General features: G+C 44.8%; 25 protein-coding genes and 3 tRNA genes. 1 reads left to right on the forward strand and 27 read right to left on the reverse strand.

Annotation, left to right across the window (positions count from 1 at the left end):
- Positions 1 to 3 precede the first annotated feature (3 nt).
- The 16 genes from NR125_RS25785 to NR125_RS25860 form a co-directional block, all read right to left on the reverse strand.
- A tRNA-Asp gene (locus NR125_RS25785) sits at positions 4 to 80 on the reverse strand.
- A 61-nt stretch (positions 81 to 141) separates the two neighbouring features.
- Positions 142 to 213: transfer RNA gene (locus tag NR125_RS25790), tRNA-Glu, on the reverse strand.
- A gap of 14 nt (positions 214 to 227) precedes the next feature.
- Positions 228 to 303: transfer RNA gene (locus NR125_RS25795), tRNA-Lys, on the reverse strand.
- A 580-nt stretch (positions 304 to 883) separates the two neighbouring features.
- Positions 884 to 1,087, reverse strand: coding sequence for a hypothetical protein (locus NR125_RS25800; protein ID WP_175502196.1), 204 nt, complete (start codon positions 1,085 to 1,087; stop codon positions 884 to 886).
- Between the two features lie 103 nt (positions 1,088 to 1,190).
- Positions 1,191 to 2,483 (reverse strand): adenylosuccinate synthase, encoded by a 1,293-nt coding sequence (locus NR125_RS25805; RefSeq protein ID WP_009332456.1) that lies wholly within the window; start codon positions 2,481 to 2,483, stop codon positions 1,191 to 1,193.
- Positions 2,484 to 2,713: 230 nt separating this feature from the next.
- A complete protein-coding gene (gene dnaB, locus NR125_RS25810) occupies positions 2,714 to 4,078 on the reverse strand; it encodes a replicative DNA helicase (protein WP_009332457.1) in 1,365 nt (454 codons plus the stop codon).
- Between the two features lie 360 nt (positions 4,079 to 4,438).
- Complete coding sequence (gene rplI, locus NR125_RS25815; protein ID WP_009332458.1) at positions 4,439 to 4,885, reverse strand: 50S ribosomal protein L9; 447 nt, start codon at positions 4,883 to 4,885, stop codon at positions 4,439 to 4,441.
- The gene (locus NR125_RS25820) at positions 4,882 to 6,855 is read right to left on the reverse strand and encodes a DHH family phosphoesterase (RefSeq protein WP_009332459.1); all 1,974 of its coding nucleotides are present in this window, start codon (positions 6,853 to 6,855) and stop codon (positions 4,882 to 4,884) included. Before NR125_RS25820 ends, rplI begins: the two co-directional genes overlap by 4 nt.
- A 31-nt stretch (positions 6,856 to 6,886) precedes the next feature.
- A complete protein-coding gene (locus tag NR125_RS25825; protein ID WP_009332460.1) occupies positions 6,887 to 7,822 on the reverse strand; it encodes a YybS family protein in 936 nt (311 codons plus the stop codon).
- Positions 7,823 to 8,065: 243 nt separating this feature from the next.
- Positions 8,066 to 8,305, reverse strand: a complete 240-nt coding sequence (gene rpsR, locus NR125_RS25830) for a 30S ribosomal protein S18 (protein WP_009332461.1) — start codon at positions 8,303 to 8,305, stop codon at positions 8,066 to 8,068.
- A gap of 57 nt (positions 8,306 to 8,362) precedes the next feature.
- Positions 8,363 to 8,872, reverse strand: coding sequence for a single-stranded DNA-binding protein (gene ssb / locus NR125_RS25835; RefSeq protein WP_009332473.1), 510 nt, complete (start codon positions 8,870 to 8,872; stop codon positions 8,363 to 8,365).
- 37 nt (positions 8,873 to 8,909) lie between these two features.
- Positions 8,910 to 9,197, reverse strand: a complete 288-nt coding sequence (gene rpsF / locus NR125_RS25840; protein WP_009332474.1) for a 30S ribosomal protein S6 — start codon at positions 9,195 to 9,197, stop codon at positions 8,910 to 8,912.
- Between the two features lie 288 nt (positions 9,198 to 9,485).
- Complete coding sequence (ychF, locus tag NR125_RS25845) at positions 9,486 to 10,586, reverse strand: redox-regulated ATPase YchF (RefSeq protein ID WP_009332475.1); 1,101 nt, start codon at positions 10,584 to 10,586, stop codon at positions 9,486 to 9,488.
- A 379-nt stretch (positions 10,587 to 10,965) separates the two neighbouring features.
- Complete coding sequence (locus tag NR125_RS25850) at positions 10,966 to 12,969, reverse strand: molybdopterin-dependent oxidoreductase (protein WP_071158139.1); 2,004 nt, start codon at positions 12,967 to 12,969, stop codon at positions 10,966 to 10,968.
- A gap of 27 nt (positions 12,970 to 12,996) precedes the next feature.
- Positions 12,997 to 13,194, reverse strand: a complete 198-nt coding sequence (locus NR125_RS25855) for a DUF951 domain-containing protein (RefSeq protein WP_009332477.1) — start codon at positions 13,192 to 13,194, stop codon at positions 12,997 to 12,999.
- 2 nt (positions 13,195 to 13,196) lie between these two features.
- Entirely contained in the window at positions 13,197 to 14,093 is an 897-nt protein-coding gene (locus NR125_RS25860) for a mechanosensitive ion channel family protein (RefSeq protein WP_071158137.1), read from the reverse strand.
- A gap of 386 nt (positions 14,094 to 14,479) precedes the next feature.
- Between NR125_RS25860 and yyaC the strand changes: the two genes are divergently transcribed.
- The gene (gene yyaC / locus NR125_RS25865; RefSeq protein ID WP_206841016.1) at positions 14,480 to 15,109 is read left to right on the forward strand and encodes a spore protease YyaC; all 630 of its coding nucleotides are present in this window, start codon (positions 14,480 to 14,482) and stop codon (positions 15,107 to 15,109) included.
- 627 nt (positions 15,110 to 15,736) lie between these two features.
- Here yyaC and NR125_RS25870 read toward each other — a convergent pair.
- The 11 genes from NR125_RS25870 to rpmH form a co-directional block, all read right to left on the reverse strand.
- Entirely contained in the window at positions 15,737 to 16,450 is a 714-nt protein-coding gene (locus NR125_RS25870) for a DUF554 domain-containing protein (RefSeq protein WP_019382477.1), read from the reverse strand.
- A gap of 118 nt (positions 16,451 to 16,568) precedes the next feature.
- A complete protein-coding gene (locus NR125_RS25875; protein WP_009332481.1) occupies positions 16,569 to 17,414 on the reverse strand; it encodes a ParB/RepB/Spo0J family partition protein in 846 nt (281 codons plus the stop codon).
- Positions 17,407 to 18,168, reverse strand: coding sequence for a ParA family protein (locus NR125_RS25880; RefSeq protein ID WP_009332482.1), 762 nt, complete (start codon positions 18,166 to 18,168; stop codon positions 17,407 to 17,409). Before NR125_RS25880 ends, NR125_RS25875 begins: the two co-directional genes overlap by 8 nt.
- A gap of 213 nt (positions 18,169 to 18,381) precedes the next feature.
- On the reverse strand, positions 18,382 to 19,263 hold the full coding sequence (gene noc, locus NR125_RS25885; protein ID WP_009332483.1) for a nucleoid occlusion protein: 882 nt from the start codon (positions 19,261 to 19,263) through the stop codon (positions 18,382 to 18,384).
- A gap of 140 nt (positions 19,264 to 19,403) precedes the next feature.
- The gene (gene rsmG / locus NR125_RS25890) at positions 19,404 to 20,120 is read right to left on the reverse strand and encodes a 16S rRNA (guanine(527)-N(7))-methyltransferase RsmG (RefSeq protein WP_009332484.1); all 717 of its coding nucleotides are present in this window, start codon (positions 20,118 to 20,120) and stop codon (positions 19,404 to 19,406) included.
- 43 nt (positions 20,121 to 20,163) lie between these two features.
- On the reverse strand, positions 20,164 to 22,053 hold the full coding sequence (gene mnmG / locus NR125_RS25895) for a tRNA uridine-5-carboxymethylaminomethyl(34) synthesis enzyme MnmG (RefSeq protein WP_009332485.1): 1,890 nt from the start codon (positions 22,051 to 22,053) through the stop codon (positions 20,164 to 20,166).
- Positions 22,054 to 22,173: 120 nt separating this feature from the next.
- A complete protein-coding gene (gene mnmE / locus NR125_RS25900; protein ID WP_009332486.1) occupies positions 22,174 to 23,559 on the reverse strand; it encodes a tRNA uridine-5-carboxymethylaminomethyl(34) synthesis GTPase MnmE in 1,386 nt (461 codons plus the stop codon).
- 389 nt (positions 23,560 to 23,948) lie between these two features.
- The gene (gene jag, locus NR125_RS25905) at positions 23,949 to 24,575 is read right to left on the reverse strand and encodes an RNA-binding cell elongation regulator Jag/EloR (protein WP_009332487.1); all 627 of its coding nucleotides are present in this window, start codon (positions 24,573 to 24,575) and stop codon (positions 23,949 to 23,951) included.
- Positions 24,572 to 25,357 carry a YidC family membrane integrase SpoIIIJ gene (spoIIIJ, locus tag NR125_RS25910; protein WP_019382475.1) on the reverse strand — a complete coding sequence of 262 codons (786 nt, stop codon included), beginning with the start codon at positions 25,355 to 25,357 and terminating at the stop codon, positions 24,572 to 24,574. The genes jag and spoIIIJ overlap by 4 nt, the downstream gene beginning before the upstream one ends.
- 138 nt (positions 25,358 to 25,495) lie before the next feature.
- Entirely contained in the window at positions 25,496 to 25,864 is a 369-nt protein-coding gene (rnpA, locus tag NR125_RS25915) for a ribonuclease P protein component (protein WP_019382474.1), read from the reverse strand.
- Between the two features lie 82 nt (positions 25,865 to 25,946).
- On the reverse strand, positions 25,947 to 26,081 hold the full coding sequence (rpmH, locus tag NR125_RS25920) for a 50S ribosomal protein L34 (RefSeq protein WP_019382473.1): 135 nt from the start codon (positions 26,079 to 26,081) through the stop codon (positions 25,947 to 25,949).
- Positions 26,082 to 26,579 lie beyond the last annotated feature (498 nt).

A 26,579-nucleotide genomic window follows, 5' to 3' on the forward strand; every position in this document is an offset into this window, starting at 1 on the left:
AAATGGCGGTCCGGACGGGACTCGAACCCGCGACCTCCTGCGTGACAGGCAGGCATTCTAACCAACTGAACTACCGGACCAAATAATAACCGCCAGCAAGTAAGCTGGGCTTGCCAGCCGTTTGCTGACGGTTATTCGCCATGACCCCTACGGGATTCGAACCCGTGTTACCGCCGTGAAAGGGCGGTGTCTTAACCGCTTGACCAAGGGGCCAAATAAAATATAAATGGTGAGCCATGAAGGACTCGAACCTTCGACCCTCTGATTAAAAGTCAGATGCTCTACCGACTGAGCTAATGGCTCGTACTATAATTGTTGCCTAAAGCCAGATACTGAAAAGTCAGATGTTCCAAAGCCCTGCGTGCTTTGTCACAGATTGCTATTCGGTGAAGAAATTCACTGATGCTGCAATCTGCTCTACCGACTGAGCTAATGGCTCGTATTATATGTGTTACCAACCTTGCCACCTTGGCGACGCTTTTTATAATATCATAGAGTTTTATAAAAGCGCAATAACTTTTTTTATAAAACTTTCTTTTTAGGAGAAGACTGCGGCAGGATAGGGTTAAACCCACGCTACAGCAGCCCGTTGGAGAGGTCCTTTCCCTAAATTAAGAGTTCTTTTCCTTGATATGGATTCTTTTCCCCATTTTTTATCGTTTACTCCTTAAATTTCCATTTATTTTCCCAAATTTAAACCAGCTGGGGCGGGTTTGGACTCGCCAGCTCTGATTTCCTCTTCCTCTGTCCGAATGTGCTCCAAGTTGGGACTCATTCCCTCAATTTTCTCCTCTTCCTGTCCGAATCAGCGCCAACTTCGGACTCATTCGCTCGGTTTTCCCTTTCTCCTGTCCGAATCCGTGCCAACTTCGGACTCTTCCCCTCAGATTTCTCCTCTTCCTGTCCGAATCCGTGCCAACTTCGGACTCATTCCCTCAGATTTCTCCTCTTCCTGTCCGAATCCGTGCCAACTTCGGACTCGCCATCTCGGATTTCTCCTTCTCCTGTCCGAATAAGCGTCAACTTCGGACTCACTCGCTCGGATTTCTCCTTCTCCTGTCCGAATCAGCACCAACTTCGGACTCACTCGCTCGGATTTCCCCTCCCCCTGTCCGAATGAACACAAAATAAAAGCAGCATCCAGAAAAAACAAAAAGCCCTAATTCGCATTAGGGCTTTCCAATCAAGTATTAGTTCTGTCTCCATGGGCTGAGGACTACGTTTGTTTGTGTGCGGTCCGGACCGACTGAGAAGATCGATAATGGAATTCCTGTCAGCTGTGAAACGCGCTCCAGATAGTGGCGGGCATTCGCAGGAAGCTCATCAAGTGATTTGCAGCCTGTGATGTCCTCTGTCCAGCCTGGAAGCTCTTCGTATACAGGCTCACAGTCAGCCAGTACTTTCAAGCTTGCAGGGAATTCTTCGATTACTTCTCCATTATAACGGTATGCTACACAGATTTTTAATGTCTCAATTCCAGTCAATACATCGATGGAGTTAAGAGAAAGGTCTGTAATACCGCTGACACGGCGGGCATGACGGACAACCACGCTGTCGAACCAGCCGACACGGCGGGCACGGCCAGTTGTTGTACCGTATTCACGGCCTACTTCACGGATCTGGCTGCCGATTTCATTATCAAGCTCAGTTGGGAATGGGCCGTCTCCTACACGAGTCGTATAGGCCTTAGATACACCAACAACATGCTTGATTTTTGTAGGGCCGACACCTGAACCGATTGTTACGCCGCCAGCCACAGGGTTAGAGGATGTAACGAATGGGTAAGTCCCCTGGTCGATATCAAGCATAACTCCTTGTGCACCTTCGAAAAGCACGCGGCGGCCTTCATCCAATGCGTCATTAAGCACAACAGAAGTGTCGCAGACATAATGCTTAATCTGCTGGCCGTACTCATAGTATTCCTCTAGGATTTCTTCGATTGTGAATCCTTCTGTTTCATAGAAGCGCTCAAGCAGGCGGTTCTTTTCTTCAAGGTTGCGCGCAAGCTTTTCTTCAAACACTTCACGGTCAAGAAGGTCCGCAATGCGGATTCCGTTGCGGGCTGCTTTATCCATGTAAGCAGGGCCGATGCCCTTTTTCGTTGTACCAATCTTGTTAGCGCCTTTGCGCTCTTCTTCCACTTCATCAAGCTTCAGGTGATATGGAAGGATGACATGTGCGCGGTTTGAGATGCGCAGGTTGTCTGTTGTAACTCCCTTATCATGAAGATACGCCAATTCCTTTACAAGCGCTTTTGGATCGACAACCATTCCGTTTCCGATCGTGCAAATTTTATCGCTATAGAATATTCCAGATGGAATTAAATGAAGCTTGTATGTTTCACCATTAAATTTAATTGTGTGTCCTGCATTGTTTCCGCCTTGGTAGCGTGCGATAACTTCTGCATTTTCAGAAAGGAAGTCTGTAATTTTTCCTTTCCCTTCATCTCCCCACTGTGTTCCAACTACTACTACTGATGACATTAAAAAGCACCTCCGGGAATCCCATGGTTTTAAAATTCTATAAATACATTTTTAATTAAGTAACTTTTTTCAACCACTTTAGTTTATCAAGGTGATGTGTGATAGTCAATAAAACACGAACATTTTTAATAAAAATATAAAAATATGTTCGTAAAACCATGAAAATATGAAAATCAGAAATTCCTGGAGCAAGACAATAAAAAAGAGGACATGCAAAATGCAGGCCCTCTTTATGCACCAGGCGGCGCAAATGAATCATCAAAGCGTTTCTCTAAGTTTACAAATTTATTATACTCTTTTACGAAAGCCAGCTGAACGGTTCCAACCGGGCCGTTACGCTGCTTGGCGATAATGATTTCGATGATGTTTTTATCTTCGGATTCTTTGTCATAATAGTCATCTCGGTATAGGAATGCCACGATATCGGCATCCTGCTCAATACTTCCCGATTCACGGATATCTGACATCATCGGGCGCTTATCCTGGCGCTGTTCCACTCCACGGGAAAGCTGGGACAGTGCGATAACAGGGACCTGAAGTTCACGGGCCAATTGCTTAAGGGAACGTGAGATTTCAGATACTTCCTGCTGACGGTTTTCTCCCGAACGACCGCTTCCCAGGATTAATTGCAGGTAGTCGATCAAAATCATGCCAAGCCCATGCTCCTGCTTTAAACGGCGGCACTTAGATCGAATATCTGTGATTCTGACACCTGGGGTATCATCAATAAAAATTCCTGCATTTGATAGGCTTCCCATTGCCATGGTCAGCTTTCCCCAGTCCTCATCCGTCAGGGAGCCGGTACGAAGCCTTTGCGCATCAATATTTCCCTCTGCACAGAGAATACGCATAACAAGCTGTTCGGCACCCATCTCAAGACTGAAGATCGCGACGTTTTCACCGGTTTTCGTTGCCACATTTTGCGCGATATTCAGGGCGAAGGCAGTTTTACCCACGGAAGGGCGGGCACCGACAATGATGAGGTCATTTCGCTGGAAGCCGGCTGTCATCCGATCCAGTTCGGTAAATCCAGTCGCAATCCCTGTAATATCCCCTTTACGGTTATGCATTTCCTCGATATTATCGTAGGTCCGGACGAGAACATCCTTAATATTATGAAAGGCACCGGCGTTTTTGCGCTGTGCTACCTCCATGATATTTTTCTCTGCTTCACCCAGCAGAACTTCTACTTCATCCTCACGTGTATAGCCGTCCTGGGCAATGCCTGTCGCCGTCCGGATCAGCCTTCGAAGCAGTGACTTTTCTTCAACGATCTTTGCATAGTACTCGATATTCGCTGCTGTTGGAACAGAGCCGGCCAGTTCACTTAAATAGCTGACGCCTCCGGTATCCTCCAGCAGTTTCGCTGCACTGAGCTCTTCTGTCACGGTCACTAAGTCGACGGCTTTTCCTTGATCGCTCAGCTTCAGCATTACATTGAAAATTTTCTGGTGTGCCGCACGGTAGAAGTCTTCGGGTATCAAGATCTCTGATGCTTGTGTAAGAGAGGAGGGTTCAAGAAAGATTGCCCCAAGCACTGCCTGTTCCGCTTCAATATTTTGAGGCGGGAGCCGATCCGCAAATAAATCACTCATCTGTTCAAACCTCCTAATAAGAAATGCACAAGCGCCTTAGTCACCCCCGCCAAGCACAAGATGCGCCTCACGGAAAGGCGTTCATTGCCTTGGCTTGTGAACACGAGGGCAGGCGCCCCTCCTAAAAGCTAACGCTCTTAGTCGTTTGATGATATTGCTGTCGAAGCGTCCCCTGTGGAGCTGGACAGTTATCTATAAAGCAATACTATATCTATATAAAAATCTCTAAATTTCCCTTTAAAAAATGTGACCAGCCGAAACTGATCACATTTTTAATCAACCCTTTTATTTTAACATGTTTATCGGCAAAAGCCACTTCCAATATTAGTTTATCGCATTCTAACTAATTGCAGTTTCACTTTAAGCTTCTTTTACATGTACGTTTAATGTTGCCGTTACTTCAGTATGAAGCTTGACTGGAACCTTTGTGTATCCGAGCGTGCGGATCGCGTCTTCCATTTCGATTTTGCGCTTATCGATTTTGATGCTGTGCTTCTTTTGAAGCTCTTCTGCAATTTGCTTGCTTGTGATGGAGCCGAAAAGGCGGCCGCCTTCACCTGATTTTGCTGTAAATTCAACCGTCAGCTTTTCAAGTGTTTCTTTTAGTTTTTTTGCTTCAGCCAATTCTTCTTCTGCAAGCTTAGCCTCTTTTTTCTTTTGAGCATTCAGGCTGCTGACATTGGCCTGGTTTGCTTCAACAGCAAGCCCTTGCTTAATTAAAAAGTTATGTGCATAGCCATCTGCTACATTTTTTACTTCGCCTTTTTTGCCCTTGCCTTTAACGTCTTTTAAAAAGATTACTTTCATTCTTTTTTTCTCCCTTCAAAGTATTCATCTATAGCCTCTTTTAATCGGGCCTCAACTTCATCAAGTGTTGCATCGTGAAGCTGTGTGGCAGCGTTAGTTAAGTGCCCGCCGCCTTCAAGGTTTTCCATGATCACCTGGACATTGATATCCCCGAGGGAACGCGCGCTGACCCCTATCATGTTTTCAGAGCGGTTGGAAATGACAAATGAAGCAACCACACCATCCATCGTCAGCAGGGTATCTGCTGTCTGGGCAATCAGAACCTGATCAAATATCTGATCCGGCTGTCCCTTTGCAATCGCAATTCCTTCTCTGTAAAATTGAACGGTTTCAATCAGTTTAGCCCGCTTGATGTAGGTATCTACATCCTCTTTTAAGAACTTTTGAACTAGCACGGTATCTGCACCCTGTCCGCGCAGATAGGAAGCCGCATCAAACGTCCTGGATCCTGTCCGCAGCGAAAAACTCTTCGTATCGACAATAATCCCGGCAAGCAGGGCCGTTGCTTCCAGCATTTCGATTCTGCCGTTTTTCGGCTGATACTCCAGAAGCTCTGTTACCAGTTCTGCTGTGGAAGAGGCATATGGCTCCATATAAACCAGCAGAGGATTATGGATAAACTCTTCCGCGCGGCGGTGATGGTCGATGACGACAACATGTTCAATTTTATGAAGCAGCTTTTCTTCAATCACCATGGATGGCTTGTGGGTATCAACGACCACGAGCAGGGTATCGTCTGTTGCAATCTCCATCGCCTGTTCCGGGGTAATGAATTTAGAAAAGAGCTCTTCATTCTTTTCAATTTCCTTCATCATTCTTCTGACACCAGTATCGAGTTCATTGAAATTTACAACCACATAGCCTTCACGCTGATTCAGGCGAGCCACTTTCTGAATACCGATGGCCGCTCCAATCGCATCCATATCCGGGCTTTTGTGGCCCATGATAATCACTTTATCGCTTTCGGAAATCAATTCCTTCAGCGCATGGGAAATCACGCGTGCACGGACCCGGGTTCTTTTTTCAACAGGATTGGTTTTTCCCCCGAAGAATTTAACCTTCCCGTTCGTCTGTTTGATGGCTACCTGGTCTCCGCCGCGGCCTAATGCCAGGTCTAAGCTGGACTGGGCCAGCGAACCGAGTTCAGGAAGGGAAGAAACCCCTGTTCCGACGCCCACGCTTAATGTTAATGGAACGTTTTGCTTGGAAGTGGTCTCCCGGACATCATCGAGAATCGTGAACTTTCCTTTTTCCAGAAGCTGCAGAATATGTTCATTAAATACGGCGATAAACCGCTCAGACGAGACTCTCTTCAAGAAGACCCCATTGTCCTGTGCCCACTTATTCAATATTTGGGTCACCAGGCTATTGAGGCTGCTTTTTGTCTGGTCATCCATCCCCTGAGTCAGTTCATCATAATTATCAAGGAAAATAATGGCGATAACCGTCCGTTCTTCCTGATACATTTTTTCAATTTCGGTCTGTTCCGTGACATCAAAAAAGTATAATAAGCGCTCTTCCGGTTTATGGATCACCCGAAATTTGCGGTCATGAAGGGTAATGATTTCGGTTTCCACTTCTTGTTTGATCAGCGGAACAAGCGAATCCGCGACATCATAAAGCGATCTTCCGACTAGCGTATCTTCATCGAAGCAGGATGCTAAAAAGGGATTGGTCCATTCAATGTAATAATCATCATTAATGAGCATGATCCCGATCGGCATTTCCATCAGAGCTTCTTCGCCGACTTTTTTCACCCTGTAGGAAAGTGTCGAGATGTATTCTTCCGTCTCCTTCCGATGCTTCTGAATCAGCTGAAAAAGATAGTAGAAAGGAAGGATGACAAGAAACAGCCCAATTAGTGCAAAAAGCCAATTGTAGTACGCCAATATACCGAGAAGCACCACTGTTATGCCCATCAATCCAAAAATCGGATAGCGTATGGACCGCTTTTCTAAATACGAAGGCATGTTTTCAGCTCCTAAACAGTAGTGTTGTTCATCACTTTTTTCCTAATCTTTGCCTTAAATCGAATCCTAAGTCAATTATACCTAATATCCTCACAATATAAAGGAGAAATGGCATAAGAAATGTAAATACAGCGGCCAGAACCGGCACAGCTTTCGGCCACCCCTTTAAATGGCTGAAAAAGAAAATCAGGGACAGGCCTTGAATGACCATGAAAATCTGCAGAATGAATGCAATATTTACAAGCGCCATAAACCAGTAGCTTCCTTCTGACGGATTAAAAAGGAAAGAAGCTATAATTGTAATGAGATAGTACCATAATATGCTTTTCGGCAGGCTCATTTCCCTGAACGGCTTCCAGCTTTCAACCTTAATGCCGAATCTTTTGGCAATCGGAAAGGAGACAAGCTGGATGACAAAAACGGAAATAACCGATGTCATGACGAATAAGCTTGGCGTCAGCGTCTCAATCATTTTCAGGCCTTCTGTAAATTGCTCGACTGCTTTATCCGCATTCTGGCCAAAGCCTTCAAGCACTCCTTCTGAAATTTGGATGGACTCCTCCATCATATCGATGCCTTCTTGAATAATATTTATATTAAAAAGAGCAACTGCCGCCGCATACAGGATCAGCAGGGCTGCAAGGAATACAAGGGTGCCCGCAATAAAGGAAGGCATCCGTCCTTTCTTTTCACTTATAAAAATGCCAATTACCGTCCCGGTCAGTCCAAATGTCAGCACAAGCGGCAGAGCCATAAACGAACCGATAATCAGAGAAAGCAGGATGCCTCCCGTTAGAAATACGATTGCATACATCCGGTTATTTTTTGCTGCAAACATAATAAACGGAAGAGCCAGGAAGAAAACCGAAATGGTACCGAGAAACGGCACATAGAGCGAAATCAGAAGAAGCACTGCAAAAACAGCCAGAAGCACTGCACCCTCTGTTAATTTATGTACATTATTCATTGATACACCCCTCAAACTGTGTATCCAAAAAGGGGGAAATCATTTTCCCTGCTTTTTGAACCATTCCAAATAAAACAACTCATAAAGTCTATTGTAGCTAGTATTAAATGCAGGTTCAACCTTCGTGATTTCAGAAGAGGGAATGCCGGCTTTTTCATCAGGTTTGCACTTTAATACAATCCTGCATTAAAGAAGAAAGCATAATAAAAAAAGACGCCGGATACCAGCGTCTTTTCATATTTATTATTCACCTGAAACGTATGGCAGTAATGCCATTTGGCGCGCACGCTTAATAGCAATCGTTAATTTACGTTGGTATTTAGCGTTAGTGCCAGTTACACGACGTGGTAAAATCTTACCGCGCTCAGAGATGAATTTTTTTAGAAGATCCACATCTTTGTAGTCAATGTGAGTGATTCCGTTTGCAGTGAAAAAGCAAACCTTACGACGTTTAGCACGTCCTCCTCTGCGTCCTCCAGCCATGGTCAGTTACCTCCTTTAGCTTTTTGATTATATATTTCCGTTCATAATCGGGCACTATTAGAATGGCAGGTCGTCATCGGAAATGTCGATTTGGCCGTCATTTGCGAATGGATCCTGATCCACGCGAGTATAGCCGCCCTGATTACGATTATCCTGGCGTTGATTCTGATTGCTGTTATTTCCAAATGGGAAATCCTGATCTCTTGGACCGCCGTAGTTCGGATTGCCTCCCTGGCCGCCAGAACTATTCTTAGGCTCAAGGAATTGCACACTCTCAGCCTGGACTTCTGTCACGTAAACACGCTTTCCATCCTGGCCTTCATAGCTGCGGGACTGAATCCGGCCATCTACACCTGCAAGACTTCCTTTTTTAAGGAAGTTCGCTACGTTTTCAGCTGGCTTTCTCCATACCACACAGTTGATAAAGTCTGCCTCCCGTTCACCTTGCTGATTCGTAAAAGTACGATTCACGGCAAGAGTGAATGAAGCGACAGGAACTCCGTTCGGGGTATACCGCAAATCAGGATCCTTTGTCAAACGTCCGACAAGAACAACACGGTTCATCATCAGAATCAACTCCTCTCGGTAAAAATGGCTTTATCTATTATTTTTCGTCTTTAACAACGATGTAACGGATGATGTCTTCGCTGATTTTAGCTAGACGAGTGAACTCGTCAACTGCTTTTGCTTCAGCATTAACGTTCATTAGCTGGTAGTAGCCATCGCGGAAATCATTGATTTCGTATGCAAGGCGACGCTTACCCCAATCCTTTGATTCAGAAACCTCCGCACCATTGTCAGTTAAGATTGTGTTGAAACGCTCAACTAGGGCTTTTTTAGCCTCATCTTCAATGTTTGGGCGGATGATGTACATAACTTCGTACTTTCTCATCACTTTCACCTCCTTTTGGTCTAACGGCCCTTCAAAAGGGCAAGGAGCAATATATTCATTACTCACAAGTTGAAATTATAGCACATTAATTATGCAAAAGCAATATCACTGGAGTTAATTGCTAGATGGAAGTTTATTTGAGAGAGGATTTCTTTTCGAGCTTTAATTCTGAAGATCGATTTCGCTGCAGCAGAGATGACCGGCTGCTTTATCGGTCACCGCGCTTGAAACCAACATCATACTGTTGCATAGAAAAAAAAGAACCCCTAAATAGAGGTTCTCAGTAAATTAAACGTTAAAGCGGAAGTGCATGACATCTCCGTCTTTAACAATATATTCTTTTCCTTCAAGGCGGACTTTTCCTGCTTCTTTGGCAGCTGTCATGTTGCCTGCAGCGACAAGGTCTTCATAGGAAACCGTTTCTGCACGGATGAAGCCTTTTTCAAAGTCTGAGTGAATAACTCCCGCACACTGGGGAGCCTTCATGCCTTTGCGGAATGTCCAGGCGCGGACTTCCTGTACACCGGCTGTGAAGTAAGTTGCAAGTCCAAGAAGATTGTAGGCTGCTCTAATCAGCTGATCAAGGCCCGATTCTTCGATGCCAAGCTCCTGAAGGAACATTTCTTTTTCTTCCCCATCAAGCTCCGCAATTTCAGATTCAATTTTTGCACAGATGACAATTACTTCCGCATTATCCTTTGCAGCAAATTCTTTAACCTGCTGCACATATTCGTTTGAAGAAGGATCAGCTACATCATCTTCGCTAACATTCGCCACGTAAAGCACAGGTTTAATTGTCAGCAGATGAAGACCTTTTACAAGCTTCATTTGTTCCTCTGTAAACTCAACTGTACGCGCCGGTTTGTCTGCTTCAAACGCTTCTTTTAATTTTTCCAGAATTTCAAGCTCAAACACAGAATCTTTATCTTTCTGCTTTGCCAGCTTGCTCACGCGGCCAATTCGCTTTTCAACCGATTCCAGGTCAGCCAGAATCAATTCCAGGTTGATGACTTCAATATCGTCGATTGGATCAACTTTCCCTGCAACGTGTGTAATATTGTCATCCGCAAAACAGCGGACAACCTGGCAGATGGCATCTACTTCACGAATATGAGACAGGAACTTATTCCCAAGACCTTCCCCTTTGCTCGCACCCTTTACGATGCCGGCAATATCCGTAAATTCGAAAGCCGTTGGCACAGTCTTTTTCGGCTGAACCAATTCAGTTAATTTATTCAAACGGTGATCAGGCACTTCAACAATTCCCACATTCGGATCAATTGTACAGAACGGATAGTTCGCAGACTCCGCTCCTGCCTGGGTAATTGCATTAAACAACGTAGACTTTCCGACGTTCGGCAAACCTACAATACCAGCTGTTAAAGCCATCCAAGTCACTCCTCAACTTTATTCATCATAAGAAAAGCGCAAGCGCCTTGGTTCCAAAGGAACGCAGACTAAGAACGCCACGTCCTGTGGCAACGTCTGCATGACCCACATCCTGTGGGCCCCAAGCACAAGACGAACCTAACGGAAAGGTGTTCTTTACCTTTCTGGGAGGTTTGGCTTGTGACCTCGAGGGGGTAGGCGCTGGAGCTAGACAGTTATCGAAATTCAAAGTTATGATTCTTATGTTTAAAAAAATACGATTGTTTCTCATTTAAACAAGCCTCTAACAATTATAGATAGTTGCCGTTGAAATGTAAAGAAAAGGTGACAGGCACCTATACCACTTTGCTGAACTGGTATAGGTGCCTGTCACCCAATTTTATATCTTCTCAATATTAACAAGGCAGTCGTACAAAGTGCTTCCAAGGCCATTGTCCGATTCGCGGCTGGAAGTAAGATTATTGACGGGACCGCCAAATTTTGACCAAATGCCCTCATCAATATTGATGGTATCCGGATGGGCTTTTTTCATTATATGGACAAAGCCCTTCATTTCCCCTCGGTCATTCCACACTTTGACATAATCGTTCTCCTGCAGGCCAAGCTTCTCAGCAATATTGTCGGCAATTTCCACCTTTGCCTTTGGCTCAGGCTTCAAAAGGTGATAATGCTGCGAATGATTGGAGCGAAGCGGATGAATCGTCAGCAGTGTATAAGGAAACTGATTGGCACGCTCCTTGTCCGTCCACTTGGTTTCCCGGGGAAGAGCGAGTGTCAGCCTGCTTTCGGAACCCTTTCGGAACGCCGCAGCAGAGGTGAATTCATACTTGCCGCTTGGCGTTTTGAACTGCCGGTCTGCCCAGGGCACCGTATCAACCGGGAGTTCCTTATGGTGGGAATTCCTTAAGCTATCCAATGTGATCCCATGCTCACTTAGTGAACCGAGGCCCATGCTGATAAACTCTTCTCTTGTAAAATCGAAATCGGCTCCGAATCCAAGACGCTTAGAAAGCTCAGTCCAAACCCATAAATCAGTCTTCGCTTCCCCTGGCGGTTCAACCAGCTTCGGACCATGATTGACAAAGTGATGGTACATGGAAGAGTAATAGACATCTTCCTGTTCAAAAACTGTGGCAACCGGAAGCACATAATCAGCCATTTTGGCCGTATCTGTCATAAACTGATCCATCACGACGACTGTCTCAACAGATGCAAAAGCCTCGCGTACCCTTGATGAGTCAGGGACCTGAGTTAAAGGGTTTCCACACGTAACGAAAATCATGTTAATCTCAGGGTCCTTTGCTGTTAATATTCCCTCTGCCTGCCGCATCATCGTAAATTGCCTGAAAGCCGTTTTCCGTTCAGGGAGGGTGAGGGCTGCCCCATCAAAGCTTTGCCCAACCTGCCTGTTGGCATAGTTTGCGCCTCCGCCCGGGATGCCAATATTTCCGCTCACAGCAATTAAAGCATCCATCAGCCGGATCGTGTTTCCGCCGTTTTCGTAGCGCTGCATGCCCAGGCCAAAGAAAGTGGAAACGGGGCGGTCCCCATAGACCATCGCAAGCTCGGTCATCACCTCTGCAGGCACTTCCGTTTTTTCTGCCACTTCCTCAAGTGTCACACTGCTCAGCAGTTCATTCAGGTCTTCAAAGCCAATAGAATACTTATCTATGAAACTTCTATCTTCTGCGCCCAGACGGAGCATTTCCTTCATGATGCCGGCCGCAAGCCATCCATCCATTCCCGGCTTGATGGAAAAATAACGGTCCGCTATTTTAGCCGTCGCATTAAAAATCGGATCAATTACATACAGCTTGGCACCTTGCTTCTTTGCTTCCTGCAGCTTTTGATACAGGTGCATATTGGTGCGCGCGACATTTCTGCCCCAGACAACAATATGTTTGCTGTTTAAAATATCTTCAGGCCCGTGGCTATACGCATCTCCGAAATCCCAGCTCTGAGCCTCGATGCCGGCTCCCCAGCAGATGGATCCCGTCAGCTCAGTCACTCCGCCATAGCAGTTAAAAAAGCGCTGACCCAGGTTCGTCAGCAAGCCTCCATTGGCATAATCATGGCTGTGCAGGACCGAAGTGGTCCCAGCTGTTTCTTTTAGCTCTTTCATTTTCAGGGAAATATCGTGCAAAGCCTGCTCCCATGAAACTCGCACAAATTCTCCATCCACCTTCTTTATCGGATGAAGCAGGCGCTCCGGAGAATTGGTCCTGCTTTCAAGCATTCTGCCGCGGCCGCAAATTTTCCCCTTTGTTATTGGATGGTCCTGATCGCCATCTACCTTTGTCACCTTACCGTCTTCAACTGTTACATGAAAGCCGCAGCTGTCCCAGCAGTTAAGGGGACAGGCTGACTTGAATGTATCCGCCAAAACCCTCATCTCCCCGTATTTATCTATTTACCCCTCATGCTTAACAAGAATTTTCTTCATTTTGCGGGCGAATTCCCTTCTTGGAATCATCACGCTGTGGCCGCAGCCTTCGCACTTAATGCGGATATCTGCTCCCATTCGGATGATTTTCCATTTGTTAACCCCGCATGGATGAGGCTTTTTCATTTCCACCACATCGTGTAGATCAAATTCCTTTTGCTCCATATTTATCCCTCCGCATTCAGTTTAGGATTTTCCTTTGCCTGATCATTCCGTGTATACATAACAAGTCGCGGGAACGGAATTTCAATGCCATGCTCATCTAAACAAAGCTTAATTTCTTTCCGCAGCTGCCGTGCAATATAAAAGTGCCTCATTGGCAGCGTTTCTGAAACCACGCGCAGCACCACATCAGAAGCAGCCAGATTTTGGATGCCGAGAATTTCCGGCGGCTTGACCATATCCTCATATTTGCCCGGCAGCTTTTCGAATAATTCCTGAAGAACTCTTTCAGCTTTCACAATATCGCCTTCATAAGCAATGCTGACATCCACAAAGGCAACGCTGTTATTTATGGAAAAATTAGTGACCTGCATAATGCTTCCGTTCGGAAGGATATGAACTTCACCTGTCCAGTTTTTAATCTTTGTTGTCCGCAATCCGATTTCTTCTACCGTTCCTTCAAATTGATCAATCCGGATATAATCCCCCACCGAGAACTGGTCTTCAAAAATGATGAAAAACCCGGTGATGATATCCTTTACAAGACTTTGTGCCCCAAACCCAACAGCCAGCCCGACGATTCCGGCACCGGCCAAAAGGGCTTTTACATCAATCGTCAGCACCGATAATATCATGATCGCCGCAACGAAAAACACCACATACGTAAGCATATTCTCAAGCAGCTTCAGAAGGGTAGCTTCCCTGCGCTCTGAGATTCGGAGCCTTGACGGTGCCCTCACTTTAAAAATATTGCGGATCGCCAGCTTGCCAATCCTGATCAGGATGCTCGTAACGATCAGAATCGCAAAAATTTTAAAGATGCCTTCTCCGATATTTATCCATGTCTGTTCATTAGAAAGCTTATCTATCATACTGTTAATCATTTTTTCAATAGGACTCATGATTTCACCTGCTTTACTTTAGTGAAAATATAGAAAAGCGGAAGGGCCCGCTTATCGGCTTATGACCTCGAGTCCCTAGGAGCCGAAACTAGACAAGCTTAGACCCGAGAGCCGATGGCGCCTGGAGCTAGACAGTTATCGTGTTCAAAATTTCAATCCTTTACTTTGTATGAAATTATACTGCATCTTGCCTCTCAGTGCGAATCCCTCTGTAAAACAAAATAATTTTATCAATTTTTCTCATGACTTTACAGTTTAAAACTCGATTGTTTAACGATTAAATAATACAGGTATGTATAGATTACACAAAATTTCCGTATACTGTTAAAAACGTATAAATACTTGTATTTCGGGCATGGCAAGGAATAAAGAGGGAGTGGACCTATATGAACTTCAAACCAAACTTGTTTGACAAGAAAGGCGGGGCTTCTGCCAGAATCTCGCATGAAGAAACAAACTCTGCTGAAAAATTGGCTGCTGAACTGAAGAATATTCTGCCTGCGGGCATCAGCTGCCGTCCCATCGTTTTTGTCTGCATTGGCACAGACCGCTCTACAGGCGATTCATTAGGTCCGCTGGTCGGCACACTCCTCGAGGAAAAATCCATTTCATCTTTCCATGTATACGGAACACTGGAGGACCCGATCCATGCCGTAAACCTGGAAGAAAAACTGAACGAAATCAAAAAGAAGCATTTTAATCCCTTTATCATCGGGATCGACGCCTGCCTGGGCCGCTTAAAAAGCGTCGGTGTCATCCAAATCGGAGAAGGGCCCGTCAAGCCTGGCGCCGGAGTCAATAAAGACCTGCCGGAAGTAGGGGACATGCACATAACCGGCATCGTCAACGTCAGCGGATTTATGGAATTCTTCGTCCTCCAGAACACAAGACTCAACCTCGTCCTGAAAATGGCCAAAACCATCGCAGGCGGCATCTATGAAGCAAGCCTGACCCACCAGACTGCACCAGCTTGGCCTGCATTCAAGTGGGAACTAAACCGTGAACAAACACCTTAATGAATAGGAAAGCCGCAGGGGAATTGGGCCTGCGGCTTTTTTGGTTAGCTGGGGATGGGAGGTTTGGCATTGCGCTGTTCTGACAGGGTTTCGTTCGATGAGTTTATGCGCTGTATGTAGATGCATTAGCACTCCCAATCTGGTTTATGCGCCGTTTTCTCTTCTTTTCGCGCTCTTATTACAGATTTTCGCGCTGGTTCGGTTTTTTTTATGCGCTATCTGAAGATACTTTTGCGCTCTCACCCGGTTTATGCGCCGTTCTACCATCTTTTCGCGCTCTTTTTACAGGTTTTCGCGCTGATTCAGTTTTTTTATGCGCTATCTGAAGATGCTTTTGCGCTCTCACCCGGTTTATGCGCCGTTCTACCATCTTTTCGCGCTCTTTTTATAGTTTTTCGCGCCGATTCGGTAAGTTTAAAGCGCTATCTGGAAATTACTTTTGCGCTCTCACCCTGTTTATGCGCCGTTCTCTCTTCTTTTCGTGCGCTCATAGCAGATTTTCGCGCTCGTATCAGGTACATGCGCAATTTCACTAGTTTATGCACTGCAACCAAATTGTTAAGCCACCGCAAGCACAATAAATTCCAGTGCACATGCGTCACATCACCGCACCAACAACTAAATCACCTAAAAATAAATTCCATAAAAATAAACAACCGACACAATAATCCCCGTAACCACAATTCCAGGAAGCAGGTTCGCAACCCTGATCTTTGTTATCCCTGTCAGATTCAGACCAATCGCAAAGATCATGATTCCGCCTGTCGCGGTCATTTCCTTGATAAAGCTGTCCATAAGAAGCTGGGGGACAAACCGGTCGATTTGGGTGGCAAAAAGGGCAATGAGTCCTTCATAAAGCATGACCGGAAAAGCTGAAAAGAGCACACCAATCCCTAATGTAGTCGTTAAGATAAGGGAGGTGAAGCCGTCAATAATCGATTTGGTATAAAGAACCGAGTGGTCGCCCCGGATACCGCTGTCGAGCGCGCCGATAATGGCCATAGCACCAATGACAAAGATAAGCGTAGCCGTTACGAAGCCCTGCGAAATGCTGCCTTGGCCTTTTGAGCCGATTTTGCTTTCGAGCCAATCGCCAAGTTTGTTCAGCTTATCTTCGAGAGCAAAGTATTCTCCAATAACTGCTCCGAAAACAAGACTTAAAATCACAACCAGGAAGTTCTCGCTTTTAAGACCCATTTGCAGGCCGAGCACCATGACAGCAAGGCCGATCGCATGCATAACCGTCCCCTTCATACTCTCAGGAATGCGATGAAGCAATTTCCCCAGCAGTGTTCCTATAATTATCAATAATCCATTCACAAGCGTTCCTAGCAAAAACATATTCTTCACCTAATTATTTCGCAATGCGAATTATTTTCTATTAAAATTACCACGAAAGGTACTGACCTACAATCTTTTTTTGAATACCTGTAAAAAAATAAACCATCATTAAGATGGCTTACGAATTGGTTTCTAAAAGTTCCATAATGCGTTCCAAATCTTCTTTTGAGAAAAATTCAATCTCTATTTTCCCTTTGTTTTTGGACTGTTTAATATGGACCGTGGTTCCGAATCTTTCTCGGAGGGAGGATTCGCGTTCCTTAATAAAAATGTCTTTTGGAGCATTTGGCTTTTTCGTTTCACGTGAAACATCATTCAGCTGCTGAATCAGCTGTTCAAGCTGACGGACATTTAAGCCGTCTTTAACTGTTTTTTCAACGAGCGCCTGCAGTTTCTCTTTTTTCCGCAGGCCCAATAGGGCTCTGCCATGACCCATGGAGATTTTCCCGTCAGAAATCAAACCTTGAATTTTCGGAGGAAGGGAAAGCAGGCGAATATGGTTGGCAATATGCGGCCTGCTTTTTCCCAGGCGCTTGGCCAGCTCCTCTTGTGTCACCTTGAGCTTCTCCATTAACAGCTGGTATGCAGCCGCTTCTTCAATCGGAGTTAAGTCTTCACGCTGCAGATTCTCAAGAACAGCGAGCTCCATCATCTGCTGTTCATTCAATTCCCGTATGACAACAGGAACTCTTTCAAGATTTGCTTCTTTTGCTGCCCGGTAGCGGCGCTCCCCAACTACAATTTCATAGCCTTTGATGCTTTTGCGGACGATGATCGGCTGCAGAATTCCGTGTTCAAGGATGGACTGCTTCAATTCCTCGATGGCTTCCTTTTCAAACACTTTGCGCGGCTGATAAGGGTTTGGACGGATGTCCTTTATTTTGACTTCTTGTACGGTTTCTTCTTTTTCGGTTTCAATATTATTGAAAAAAGCATTCAGACCTTTTCCTAAACCTTTAGCCATTTGAAACCACTTCCTTTGCCAGTTCTAAATATACTTCAGCTCCGCGTGACTTCGGATCATAAGTAATGATAGGTTCTCCATGGCTTGGAGCCTCTCCCAGCCGCACATTGCGGGGAATGATTGTTTTATATACTTTATCCTGAAAATACTTTTTCACTTCTTCAATGACCTGAATGCCAAGATTTGTACGGGCATCAAGCATCGTCAGCAGTACGCCTTCGATTTTCAAATCATGATTCAGATGCTTCTGCACAAGGCGGACCGTATTCAGAAGCTGACTCAGACCCTCAAGCGCATAGTACTCGCATTGCACTGGTATGATGACGGCATCCGAAGCGGTCAGCGAGTTAATTGTCAGTAATCCGAGAGAAGGGGGACAGTCGATAATAACATAGTCAAAGTTTGCTCTTACTTCTTCAAGAGCCCTCTTTAATCTTACTTCCCGCGAGATGGTCGGCACCAATTCAATTTCTGCACCTGCCAGCTGAATGGTTGCCGGGATTGCATATAAATTCTCTACCGAAGTTGATTTTATAACCTTTGATGCTTCCACATCATCAACGAGAACGTCATAGATGCAATGATCGACATCAGCTTTTTCAATGCCAATTCCGCTTGTGGCGTTCCCCTGCGGATCAATGTCGACCAGCAGCACTTTCTTGCCTATGTATGCCAGGCATGCGCCAAGATTGACGGAAGTGGTCGTTTTGCCAACTCCGCCTTTCTGGTTCGCAACGGCTATAATCTTGCCCACGGTGTCACCTGCTTTCATCTATCAGTATTACGATCTATCTATCTGCGAATTTATTAGAATGGTTAAATCACGTAGTCTATTTTATCACGAAAAACAGGACAGAATAATTTTTTTGTAAAAAATAAGAAGATTCTAATAGTCTTTTTATCGTCCTTCAAAAAAAACGCGAAAAACAAAACAGGGAGGCCCTGCTTCATCTCTCGCGTTAAAAAATTATTTCTTTTTAGGAATCTTAATCGTAATTTGATAAAATTCATCAAATTCTTCTTCTTCCGAATCAAGATTAATGCCGCTGTCAGAAACCATGGATAATGATTGGCGGATCGTATTGACCGCAATTCTCATATCCTTGCTGAACGCCTTTCGCTTCGGCTTCGGCTTTGGATTTTTCTGTTCGAGAATTTTGACAACCCTGTCTTCTGTCTGCTTCACATTCAGATTCTTCTCCACTATCTCCTGAAGCAGGGCGACCTGCTTCTCTGGGTCCTTCAGCGGAATGAGCGAACGGGCATGCCGCTCTGTGATTGATTTGTTTAATAACGCATCCTGGACAGGCTGCGGCAATTTCAGCAGCCGAAGCTTGTTTGCAACGGTTGACTGGCCTTTTCCAAGGCGCTGTGCCAACGCTTCCTGTGTCAGATTATGCAGTTCTAAAAGCTTTCCGTAGGCAACAGCTTCTTCAATTGGAGACAGTTCTTCCCTTTGAAGGTTTTCAATTAAAGCCACTGAAGCTGTTTCTGTATCACTTAAATTTTTTACGATAGCCGGAGCTTCTTCCCAGCCCAGCTTTTTCATGGCCCGGTATCTGCGTTCACCTGCTATGATTTCAAACTGGCCATCCTCAAATTCCCGTACGACAATCGGCTGGATGATACCATGTGTATGGATGGTCCGAGAAAGCTCTTCTATCTTCTCATCATCAAACACCGTTCTTGGCTGAAAACGGTTGGGGACGATTTGATCAATAGGTATCTTCTTAACTTCTTCTCTGTCGCTTAAGTCTTCAATATCCAATTGTTCTTCTGCTGGTTTTTCCGCTGTAACTTGTTCTCCCTTTTCGCCTAGGCCAAAAAAGCGTGAGAAAGAATGCTTCATCACCCTGCACCACCTTTACGAAACTCCCTATTACATATTCTCTATCATCATGACAAATCCTGCTGGACAGGAGCAATATAAATATCTGGAAAAATCGATTAGTTTAAACCATTATGTCATACAATGGCAGATTGCGCACCCTATTCAATTGGTGTTTTATTGGGTGTCCCCGGCTTCCGCGGGTACTTTTTAGGAGTGCTCTTTTCTTTTTTAATGATTAAAATATTCCGCTCACTCTCTTCTTCAGGCAAGGTGAACGTGTGGGAATCAACGAGTGTTCCGCCAAGAACCGAGATAGCCTTTTTGCCGGCATCCAGTTCCTCTTTTGCACTGGCACCCTTCATGGCCACAAATGTGCCGCCTGTTTTTGCCAGAGGCAGACACAGCTCGCTTAGAACGGACAATCTGGCAACAGCCCGTGCTGTCACAACATCAAAAGACTCACGGTATTCTTTGTTCTGGCCAAAGGTTTCCGCACGGTCATGGATAAAGCGCACATTATCAAGCTCCAGCTTCTTTGCCAAATGTTCCAGAAATCCAATGCGCTTATTAAGAGAGTCAACGATCGTAATATGTAAACCTGGAAAAGCAATTTTAATCGGTATGCTTGGAAAACCGGCACCGGCACCGACATCACAAACCTTTAACGGCTGGTTGAAATCAAAGTAAAAAGCAGCGCTTATCGAGTCATAAAAATGCTTAAGATAAACATCTTCCTTTTCCGTGATGGCTGTTAAATTCATTTTTTCATTCCATTCCACCAGTGTGGAATAGTAGGTGTCATATTGCTGCAATTGCTGTGGCGAAAGGGCAATCCCCTTCGCCGCCAGCATTTCTGTAAATTGTTCGGTATTCATTTATAAATCCTTTCGGTTCTCAGACATGATCGGATTTTCCCTTTTACTCCGCTGAAACTCGTGCAATTCTGCCCTGCTCTAAATAAACAAGCAAAATAGAGATATCGGCAGGGTTTACACCGGAAATCCGTGAAGCCTGCGCGAGAGATAGCGGCCTTACTTCCTTAAGCTTTTGCCTTGCTTCGGAAGCCAGTCCGTTAATATCATCATAATCGATGTTTTCAGGGATCTTTTTGTTTTCCATCTTCTTCAGGCGCTCTACCTGCTGAAGTGACTTTTCAATATAGCCTTCATACTTGATCTGGATTTCTACCTGTTCGGTTACATCCGGATCAAGCGTGCTCTCAGCCGGAACTACCTGCTGGATATGCTCATATGTCATTTCCGGACGCTTCAGCAAATCAGATGCGCGGATGCCATCCTTCAGCTCGCTTCCGCCCTGGCTTTTGATCAGCTCCTGCACATCAGAAGTCGGTTTGATGATGATGCCTTGCAGACGTGCTTTCTCTTCTTCAATCGCCTGCTTTTTCATCAGGAATTTTTCATAGCGTTCTTCACTGATCAGCCCTACTTTGCGGCCAAGCTCTGTTAAGCGCAGGTCGGCATTATCATGGCGAAGCAGCAGACGGTATTCCGCTCTAGAAGTCAATAGACGGTAAGGCTCGTTCGTGCCTTTGGTCACAAGGTCATCAATCAGGACGCCAATATAAGCATCTGAACGGCTTAAAATGACTTCTTCCTTATCCAGTGATTTTAATCCGGCATTCATGCCTGCCATTAGCCCCTGGCCGGCAGCTTCTTCATAGCCGGATGTCCCGTTAATCTGGCCGGCAGTATAGAGGTTTTTAACCTTTTTGGTTTCAAGTGTCGGCCATAATTGCGTTGGTACGATGGAATCATACTCAATCGCATAGCCGGCACGCATCATCTGTACATTTTCAAGTCCAGGAATGGTTCTGAGAATCTTCTGCTGTACATCCTCCGGCAAGCTTGTTGAAAGCCCCTGCACATACACTTCCTGTGTATTGCGGCCTTCAGGCTCCAGGAAGATCTGATGGCGCGGCTTATCATTAAAACGGACAACTTTATCCTCAATCGACGGGCAATAGCGAGGTCCTGTCCCTTTGATCATACCGGAATACATTGGCGAGCGATGAAGATTATTGTCGATCAATGTATGCGTTTCTTCATTGGTATACGTAAGCCAGCAAGGAAGCTGATCTGTAATATACTTTGTGGTTTCATAGGAAAAAGCTCTTGGCACGTCATCGCCTGGCTGAATTTCCGTTTTGCTGTAATCAATGGAGTGGCTATTAACGCGCGGCGGTGTTCCTGTTTTAAAACGGACCAGATCAAAGCCAAGCTCCTGCAAATGCTCTGAGAGCTTAATGGATGGCTGCTGGTTATTAGGACCGCTTGAGTACTTCAGCTCACCGAGGATGATTTCCCCTCTTAAGAAGGTTCCTGTCGTAATGACTACTGCTTTTGAATGATAAACGGCACCTGTCTGGGTGACGACGCCCCTGCATTCTCCATCTTCGACAATCAGCCGTTCAACCATTCCCTGAATTAATGTCAGATTTGGTTCATTTTCCAGCGTTTTTTTCATTTCATGCTGATACGTGAACTTATCGGCCTGAGCTCTTAAGGCACGGACTGCAGGGCCTTTTCCTGTATTGAGCATGCGCATCTGAATATGGGTTTTATCAATGTTCTTGCCCATTTCTCCGCCAAGTGCATCGATTTCCCTTACCACAATCCCTTTTGCAGGGCCTCCTACTGAGGGGTTGCAGGGCATAAAGGCTACCATATCCAGGTTGATTGTAATCATTAATGTCTTTGCGCCGAGACGGGCCGAAGCAAGGCCTGCTTCCACACCCGCGTGTCCGGCTCCGACTACTATGACATCATAACTTCCAGCTTCATATGTCATGATGCGGCCTCCTTTGCAGCAATCAGGCAGGCACAAGCTAAACAGAGGCTGAGCCGGCCGATTGCAAAAGTTAAAAAATCTATTTCCGCTGCGTCAGCTGACACAGCCTGCTTAAATCATCTATTTTCCTAAACAGAACTGCGAGAATAACTGGTCGATCAAGCTTTCATGGACGCTATCGCCAATAATTTCACCAAGCAGCTCCCATGTTCTCGTCAAATCAATTTGCACAATGTCAATTGGGGTTCCCATCTCAACACCCTGCATCGCTTCGTCAATGGCATTTTGCGCCTGGTTCAATAGGGCAATATGGCGGGTATTGGATACATATGTCATATCCCCGGCTTCGATGGAGCCTGCAAAAAATAGAGAAGCAATAGCTTCCTCAAGATCGTCGACTCCCTGATCCTCCAATAAAGAAGTTGTAACCAGTTTATGATGTTTGGAAAGCTCACGGACGCGATTCATGTCGATTTTTTGGTCAAGATCGGTTTTATTGACAATTACAATGACATCCATGCCTTCAACGGCTTTAAATATATTTTCATCCTCAGAGGTCAATTCATCCGAGTAATTGAGCACAAGCAAAATCAAATCTGCTTCCTTTAATACCTGCCTTGATTTTTCTACACCGATCCGTTCCACAATATCTTCCGTTTCACGAATGCCGGCTGTATCAACCAGGCGGAGAGGCACTCCTCTTACATTCACGTATTCTTCGATGACATCACGGGTGGTGCCCGGAATATCTGTCACAATCGCCTTATTCTCATGGACAAGGCTATTCAATAAGGAAGATTTTCCAACGTTTGGCCGCCCGACGATGACCGTTGAAAGTCCTTCACGCAGTATTTTCCCCTGCTGTGAAGTCTGAAGAAGCTTTTCGATTTCCTGCTTTACATAAGAAGCCTTCTCCATCAGCATTTGATGGGTCATTTCTTCGACATCATCGTATTCCGGATAGTCGATATTGACTTCTACGTGAGCAAGGATCTCCAGAATTTCCTGCCGAAGCTTCTGAATAAGCTTTGACAGCCTTCCTTCCATCTGGCCAAGTGCCATGTTCATAGCCCGGTCCGTCTTGGCGCGGATTAAATCCATAACCGCTTCTGCCTGGGATAAATCAATCCGCCCGTTCAAAAAGGCGCGCTTTGTAAATTCACCCGGCTCTGCCAGGCGTGCGCCATTATTCAGCAAAAGCTGCAGCACGCGGTTTACGGAAACCAGTCCGCCATGGCAGTTGATTTCAATGACATCTTCTTTAGTAAATGTCTTCGGCCCCTTCATGGCCGATACCATTACTTCCTCAGCAATCTGTCCGGTTTTGGGGTCCATAATATGCCCATAATGAATGGTATGGGAAGCAACATCCTTTAGACGCTTGCCTCCCACCCCTCTGAACAGCCGGTCCGCAATTTCAAAAGCCTGGTCACCGCTCAGGCGGACAATGGCAATGGCTCCTTCCCCCATCGGAGTAGATATCGCGGCTATTGTATCGAATTCCAATTTGTTCACCTCTCTTTTCATACTTCATTGATCTATATACAAAATGAATAATAATATCGATTCCCCAAATTAATAGAATATCACATGGCTTTTTTTTAGAAAAGCATATCAGCCCGCAGTTCCGGCTTGTCCATCAGTCAGCATGATACTTATCAACAGCCCGCTTGAATACAGCCAGTGAAAAAAATTATCCACACGTCTCATAATTAATATGCTCTATTTTAACTTATCCACATGTGAATAACAATAAAACCAATTGAGATTTAATAATTTGCAGGGAGATGACAAAGTGCGACAAAAAAATCCCAATCCGTAAATGGATTGGGATTTTGCAAAATAAGAAATTTTTTATATTTTGAACGTCGATAACTGCGTTTCCGCTTTTCCTGCTATCTTGTTCTGGCTGGTGCAATGACGATATGCCGATGCGGGTCATTGCCATCAGAATATGTCTTGATTCGCTTATTATTTACGAGGGCGGTATGGATCACTTTGCGTTCATATGAAGGCATAGGTTCCAGCGCAATTTCTTTTCCCGTCTTCAAAGCTTTTTGAGCAAGCCTTTCAGCCAGTTGAATCAGGGTATCCTGGCGTCTTTTTCGGTAATCCTCTGCATCGAGCACCACATTTAAGTATTGCTCGGCATATCGGTTAATGACCAGCTGTGTCAAATACTGGAGGGAATTAAGCGTTTGTCCTCTTTTTCCGATTAAAAGGGCAATCTTCTCACCGGATAGGATAAATTGAACATTTTTTCCGTCCCTTAATGTTTCAATTTCAATGGACACGCCCATTTTCCCGCTGACGTCTTTGAGGAATTTTTCGGCTTCCTCAATCGGATCAGGCTTTTTCACAGCTTTCACCACTGCCGGCCGGGATCCGAAAATCCCGAAAATGCCTTTTTTACCTTCATCAACAATAGTAATCTCTATGCGGTCTTCTGTTGTGTTTAATTGAGCTAAAGCTGACTCTACTGCTTCCTTGACGGTATGTCCTGTAGCAGTTACTTGTTTCACTTTTTGGCTCCTCCTGCATTTCCGGCCGCTGCGGCTTTCAGGTCCGGACCTTTAATGAAATACGTTTGAACGATCATGAAGATATTACCCACTACCCAGTATAAAGAAAGAGCTGCCGGGAAGTTAATGGCAAAAATAACGATCATAATCGGCATAAGGTAAAGCATCATTTTCATTTGTGCAGCCATTTGCCCAGTTTGCTGAGTGCCGGCCATCATCATTTTCTGCTGAATGAACGTTGTCACACCTGCAATTAAAGGCAATAAGTAAATTGGATCTGGAGAACCAAGGTCAAACCAAAGGAAATTATGGTTTGCAATTTCGCGCGTACGTGTAATGGCATGGTAGAAACCGATCAGGATCGGCATTTGAATCACTAACGGGAAACATCCGGCAAGCGGATTAACGCCGTGTTTTTGGAATAAAGCCATTGTTTCCTGCTGCAGCTTCTGCTGGGTTTTCTGGTCTTTAGAGCTGTATTTTTCACGAAGCTTCTGCATTTCTGGCTGAATCGCCTGCATCGCTTTTGAACTTCTCGTTTGTTTAATCATTAATGGCAGGATGACCAGACGGATAATGATCGTCACAATAATGATCGATAGTCCATAGCTGCCGCCTGCAAATTCTGCTACCTTAATAATAAACAGCGAAAGCGGGTAGACAATATACTCGTTCCAAAAGCCTTCGCTTTCAGACGTAATCGGCTGGTTGATTTCTGTACAGCCCGATAAAAGGGCCATCACAAACACTAAACCGATTAATAGGAATATTCGTTTCTTCAACCGTTTTTTCCTCCTTAATTGCTCCTGATAATAGTATGGATTTCATTTGCTTGTCCCCGGTCATAGGGCACAAGCTCATATGTATCTTATTTTAACATCTTTTAAAATGAAGTGCTTCAAAATAAAGATAGATAAAGATTATTGATTTTTAGTATTTCCAAGTCTCGGTTTATTCAAAACCCGCGAAACCTTCAATACATGGATCAGACTCTTTTTCACTTCATGGAAATCCATTTCTGCCACCGGTTTCCTCGCAATGACAATCAGATCATATTGCGGCTTTATTTCCTCCTCCAGTTCTAAGAATGCCTGGCGGATATACCTTTTGATCTGGTTCCTCATAACGGCATTGCCGATTTTTTTACTGACAGAAAGGCCGATGCGGAAATGATTCTGCTCCTCTTTTCTCAAGATGTAAACGACAAATTGACGGTTGGCGAATGACTTTCCCTTTTTAAAGGCCTCTTGAAATTCTTTATTTTTTTTTACACGGAACTCTTTTTTCATGTCATCACCTTTTCAAAAAAGCGCAGAGCGCCTTGAACATTTATCTTTACATGGAAAAAAAGACCACTGACGTTTCAGTGGCCTAAGCAGATAATACTTTTCTTCCTTTGCGGCGGCGGCGAGCTAGAACGTTACGTCCGTTCGGAGAGCTCATGCGGCTGCGGAAACCATGAACCTTGCTTCTTTTACGCTTGTTTGGTTGATAAGTTCTTTTCATATATGACACCTCCCTGAGGAATTGCTGTTAAAGACAGTCTTTCTAATTATATAGATGTAACTAGAAAATTGTCAACTATGCATATAAGTCAATCTGCCTTCAATGGCAAAAAAATTGGAGTATGAACCTGGCTTCTCTCTTAGCTGCTCTTTTTCTTTTTTACAAATCTGAAAGAACCCACTCAGAAAGTTTACCTTCTTTTCGCATGAATGTCATCCTTAAATTTCATTTTTCCACGTTTTTCTCATTAGTTCATAGTAAAAGTTACTTTTTGAGACTGCAAGTTCCTCCGGTCGCCAGACGATCTGGCCATGAAAAAATGGCATCTCTCCATCTGATATTCCGAAGTCCCTTTGAATTGGATCTTCTCTAAAAACAGGTCTGTGGATAAAATTTCGACAGCATTTTTATTATCCACATCACATATTGACAAGTTTTTCACACAACCAGAGGCTGTGGACAATTTTTATGAACAGGGATGGCATGTTGTGGATAAAG

Origin of the sequence: Cytobacillus sp. Bac17 (assembly GCF_024519925.1) — a bacterium.
Taxonomy (GTDB): domain Bacteria; phylum Bacillota; class Bacilli; order Bacillales; family Cytobacillaceae; genus Cytobacillus; species Cytobacillus pseudoceanisediminis.

What these genes read in the sequence shown, in the direction of transcription:
- rnpA (WP_019382474.1), bottom strand. Translation starts at nt 25,864, where the DNA reads ATGAAAAAAGAGTTCCGTGTAAAAAAAAATAAAGAATTTCAAGAGGCC.
- rsmG (WP_009332484.1), bottom strand. Translation starts at nt 20,120, where the DNA reads ATGAATACCGAACAATTTACAGAAATGCTGGCGGCGAAGGGGATTGCC.
- dnaB (WP_009332457.1), bottom strand. Translation starts at nt 4,078, where the DNA reads ATGAGTGATTTATTTGCGGATCGGCTCCCGCCTCAAAATATTGAAGCG.
- NR125_RS25805 (WP_009332456.1), bottom strand. Translation starts at nt 2,483, where the DNA reads ATGTCATCAGTAGTAGTAGTTGGAACACAGTGGGGAGATGAAGGGAAA.
- NR125_RS25855 (WP_009332477.1), bottom strand. Translation starts at nt 13,194, where the DNA reads ATGGAGCAAAAGGAATTTGATCTACACGATGTGGTGGAAATGAAAAAG.
- NR125_RS25820 (WP_009332459.1), bottom strand. Translation starts at nt 6,855, where the DNA reads ATGCCTTCGTATTTAGAAAAGCGGTCCATACGCTATCCGATTTTTGGA.
- ychF (WP_009332475.1), bottom strand. Translation starts at nt 10,586, where the DNA reads ATGGCTTTAACAGCTGGTATTGTAGGTTTGCCGAACGTCGGAAAGTCT.
- rpmH (WP_019382473.1), bottom strand. Translation starts at nt 26,081, where the DNA reads ATGAAAAGAACTTATCAACCAAACAAGCGTAAAAGAAGCAAGGTTCAT.
- NR125_RS25860 (WP_071158137.1), bottom strand. Translation starts at nt 14,093, where the DNA reads ATGAGTCCTATTGAAAAAATGATTAACAGTATGATAGATAAGCTTTCT.
- mnmG (WP_009332485.1), bottom strand. Translation starts at nt 22,053, where the DNA reads ATGACATATGAAGCTGGAAGTTATGATGTCATAGTAGTCGGAGCCGGA.
- NR125_RS25870 (WP_019382477.1), bottom strand. Translation starts at nt 16,450, where the DNA reads ATGTTTTTGCTAGGAACGCTTGTGAATGGATTATTGATAATTATAGGA.
- rpsR (WP_009332461.1), bottom strand. Translation starts at nt 8,305, where the DNA reads ATGGCTGGAGGACGCAGAGGAGGACGTGCTAAACGTCGTAAGGTTTGC.
- NR125_RS25825 (WP_009332460.1), bottom strand. Translation starts at nt 7,822, where the DNA reads ATGAATAATGTACATAAATTAACAGAGGGTGCAGTGCTTCTGGCTGTT.
- yyaC (WP_206841016.1), top strand. Translation starts at nt 14,480, where the DNA reads ATGAACTTCAAACCAAACTTGTTTGACAAGAAAGGCGGGGCTTCTGCC.
- NR125_RS25875 (WP_009332481.1), bottom strand. Translation starts at nt 17,414, where the DNA reads ATGGCTAAAGGTTTAGGAAAAGGTCTGAATGCTTTTTTCAATAATATT.
- rpsF (WP_009332474.1), bottom strand. Translation starts at nt 9,197, where the DNA reads ATGAGAAAGTACGAAGTTATGTACATCATCCGCCCAAACATTGAAGAT.
- ssb (WP_009332473.1), bottom strand. Translation starts at nt 8,872, where the DNA reads ATGATGAACCGTGTTGTTCTTGTCGGACGTTTGACAAAGGATCCTGAT.
- rplI (WP_009332458.1), bottom strand. Translation starts at nt 4,885, where the DNA reads ATGAAAGTAATCTTTTTAAAAGACGTTAAAGGCAAGGGCAAAAAAGGC.
- noc (WP_009332483.1), bottom strand. Translation starts at nt 19,263, where the DNA reads ATGAAGCATTCTTTCTCACGCTTTTTTGGCCTAGGCGAAAAGGGAGAA.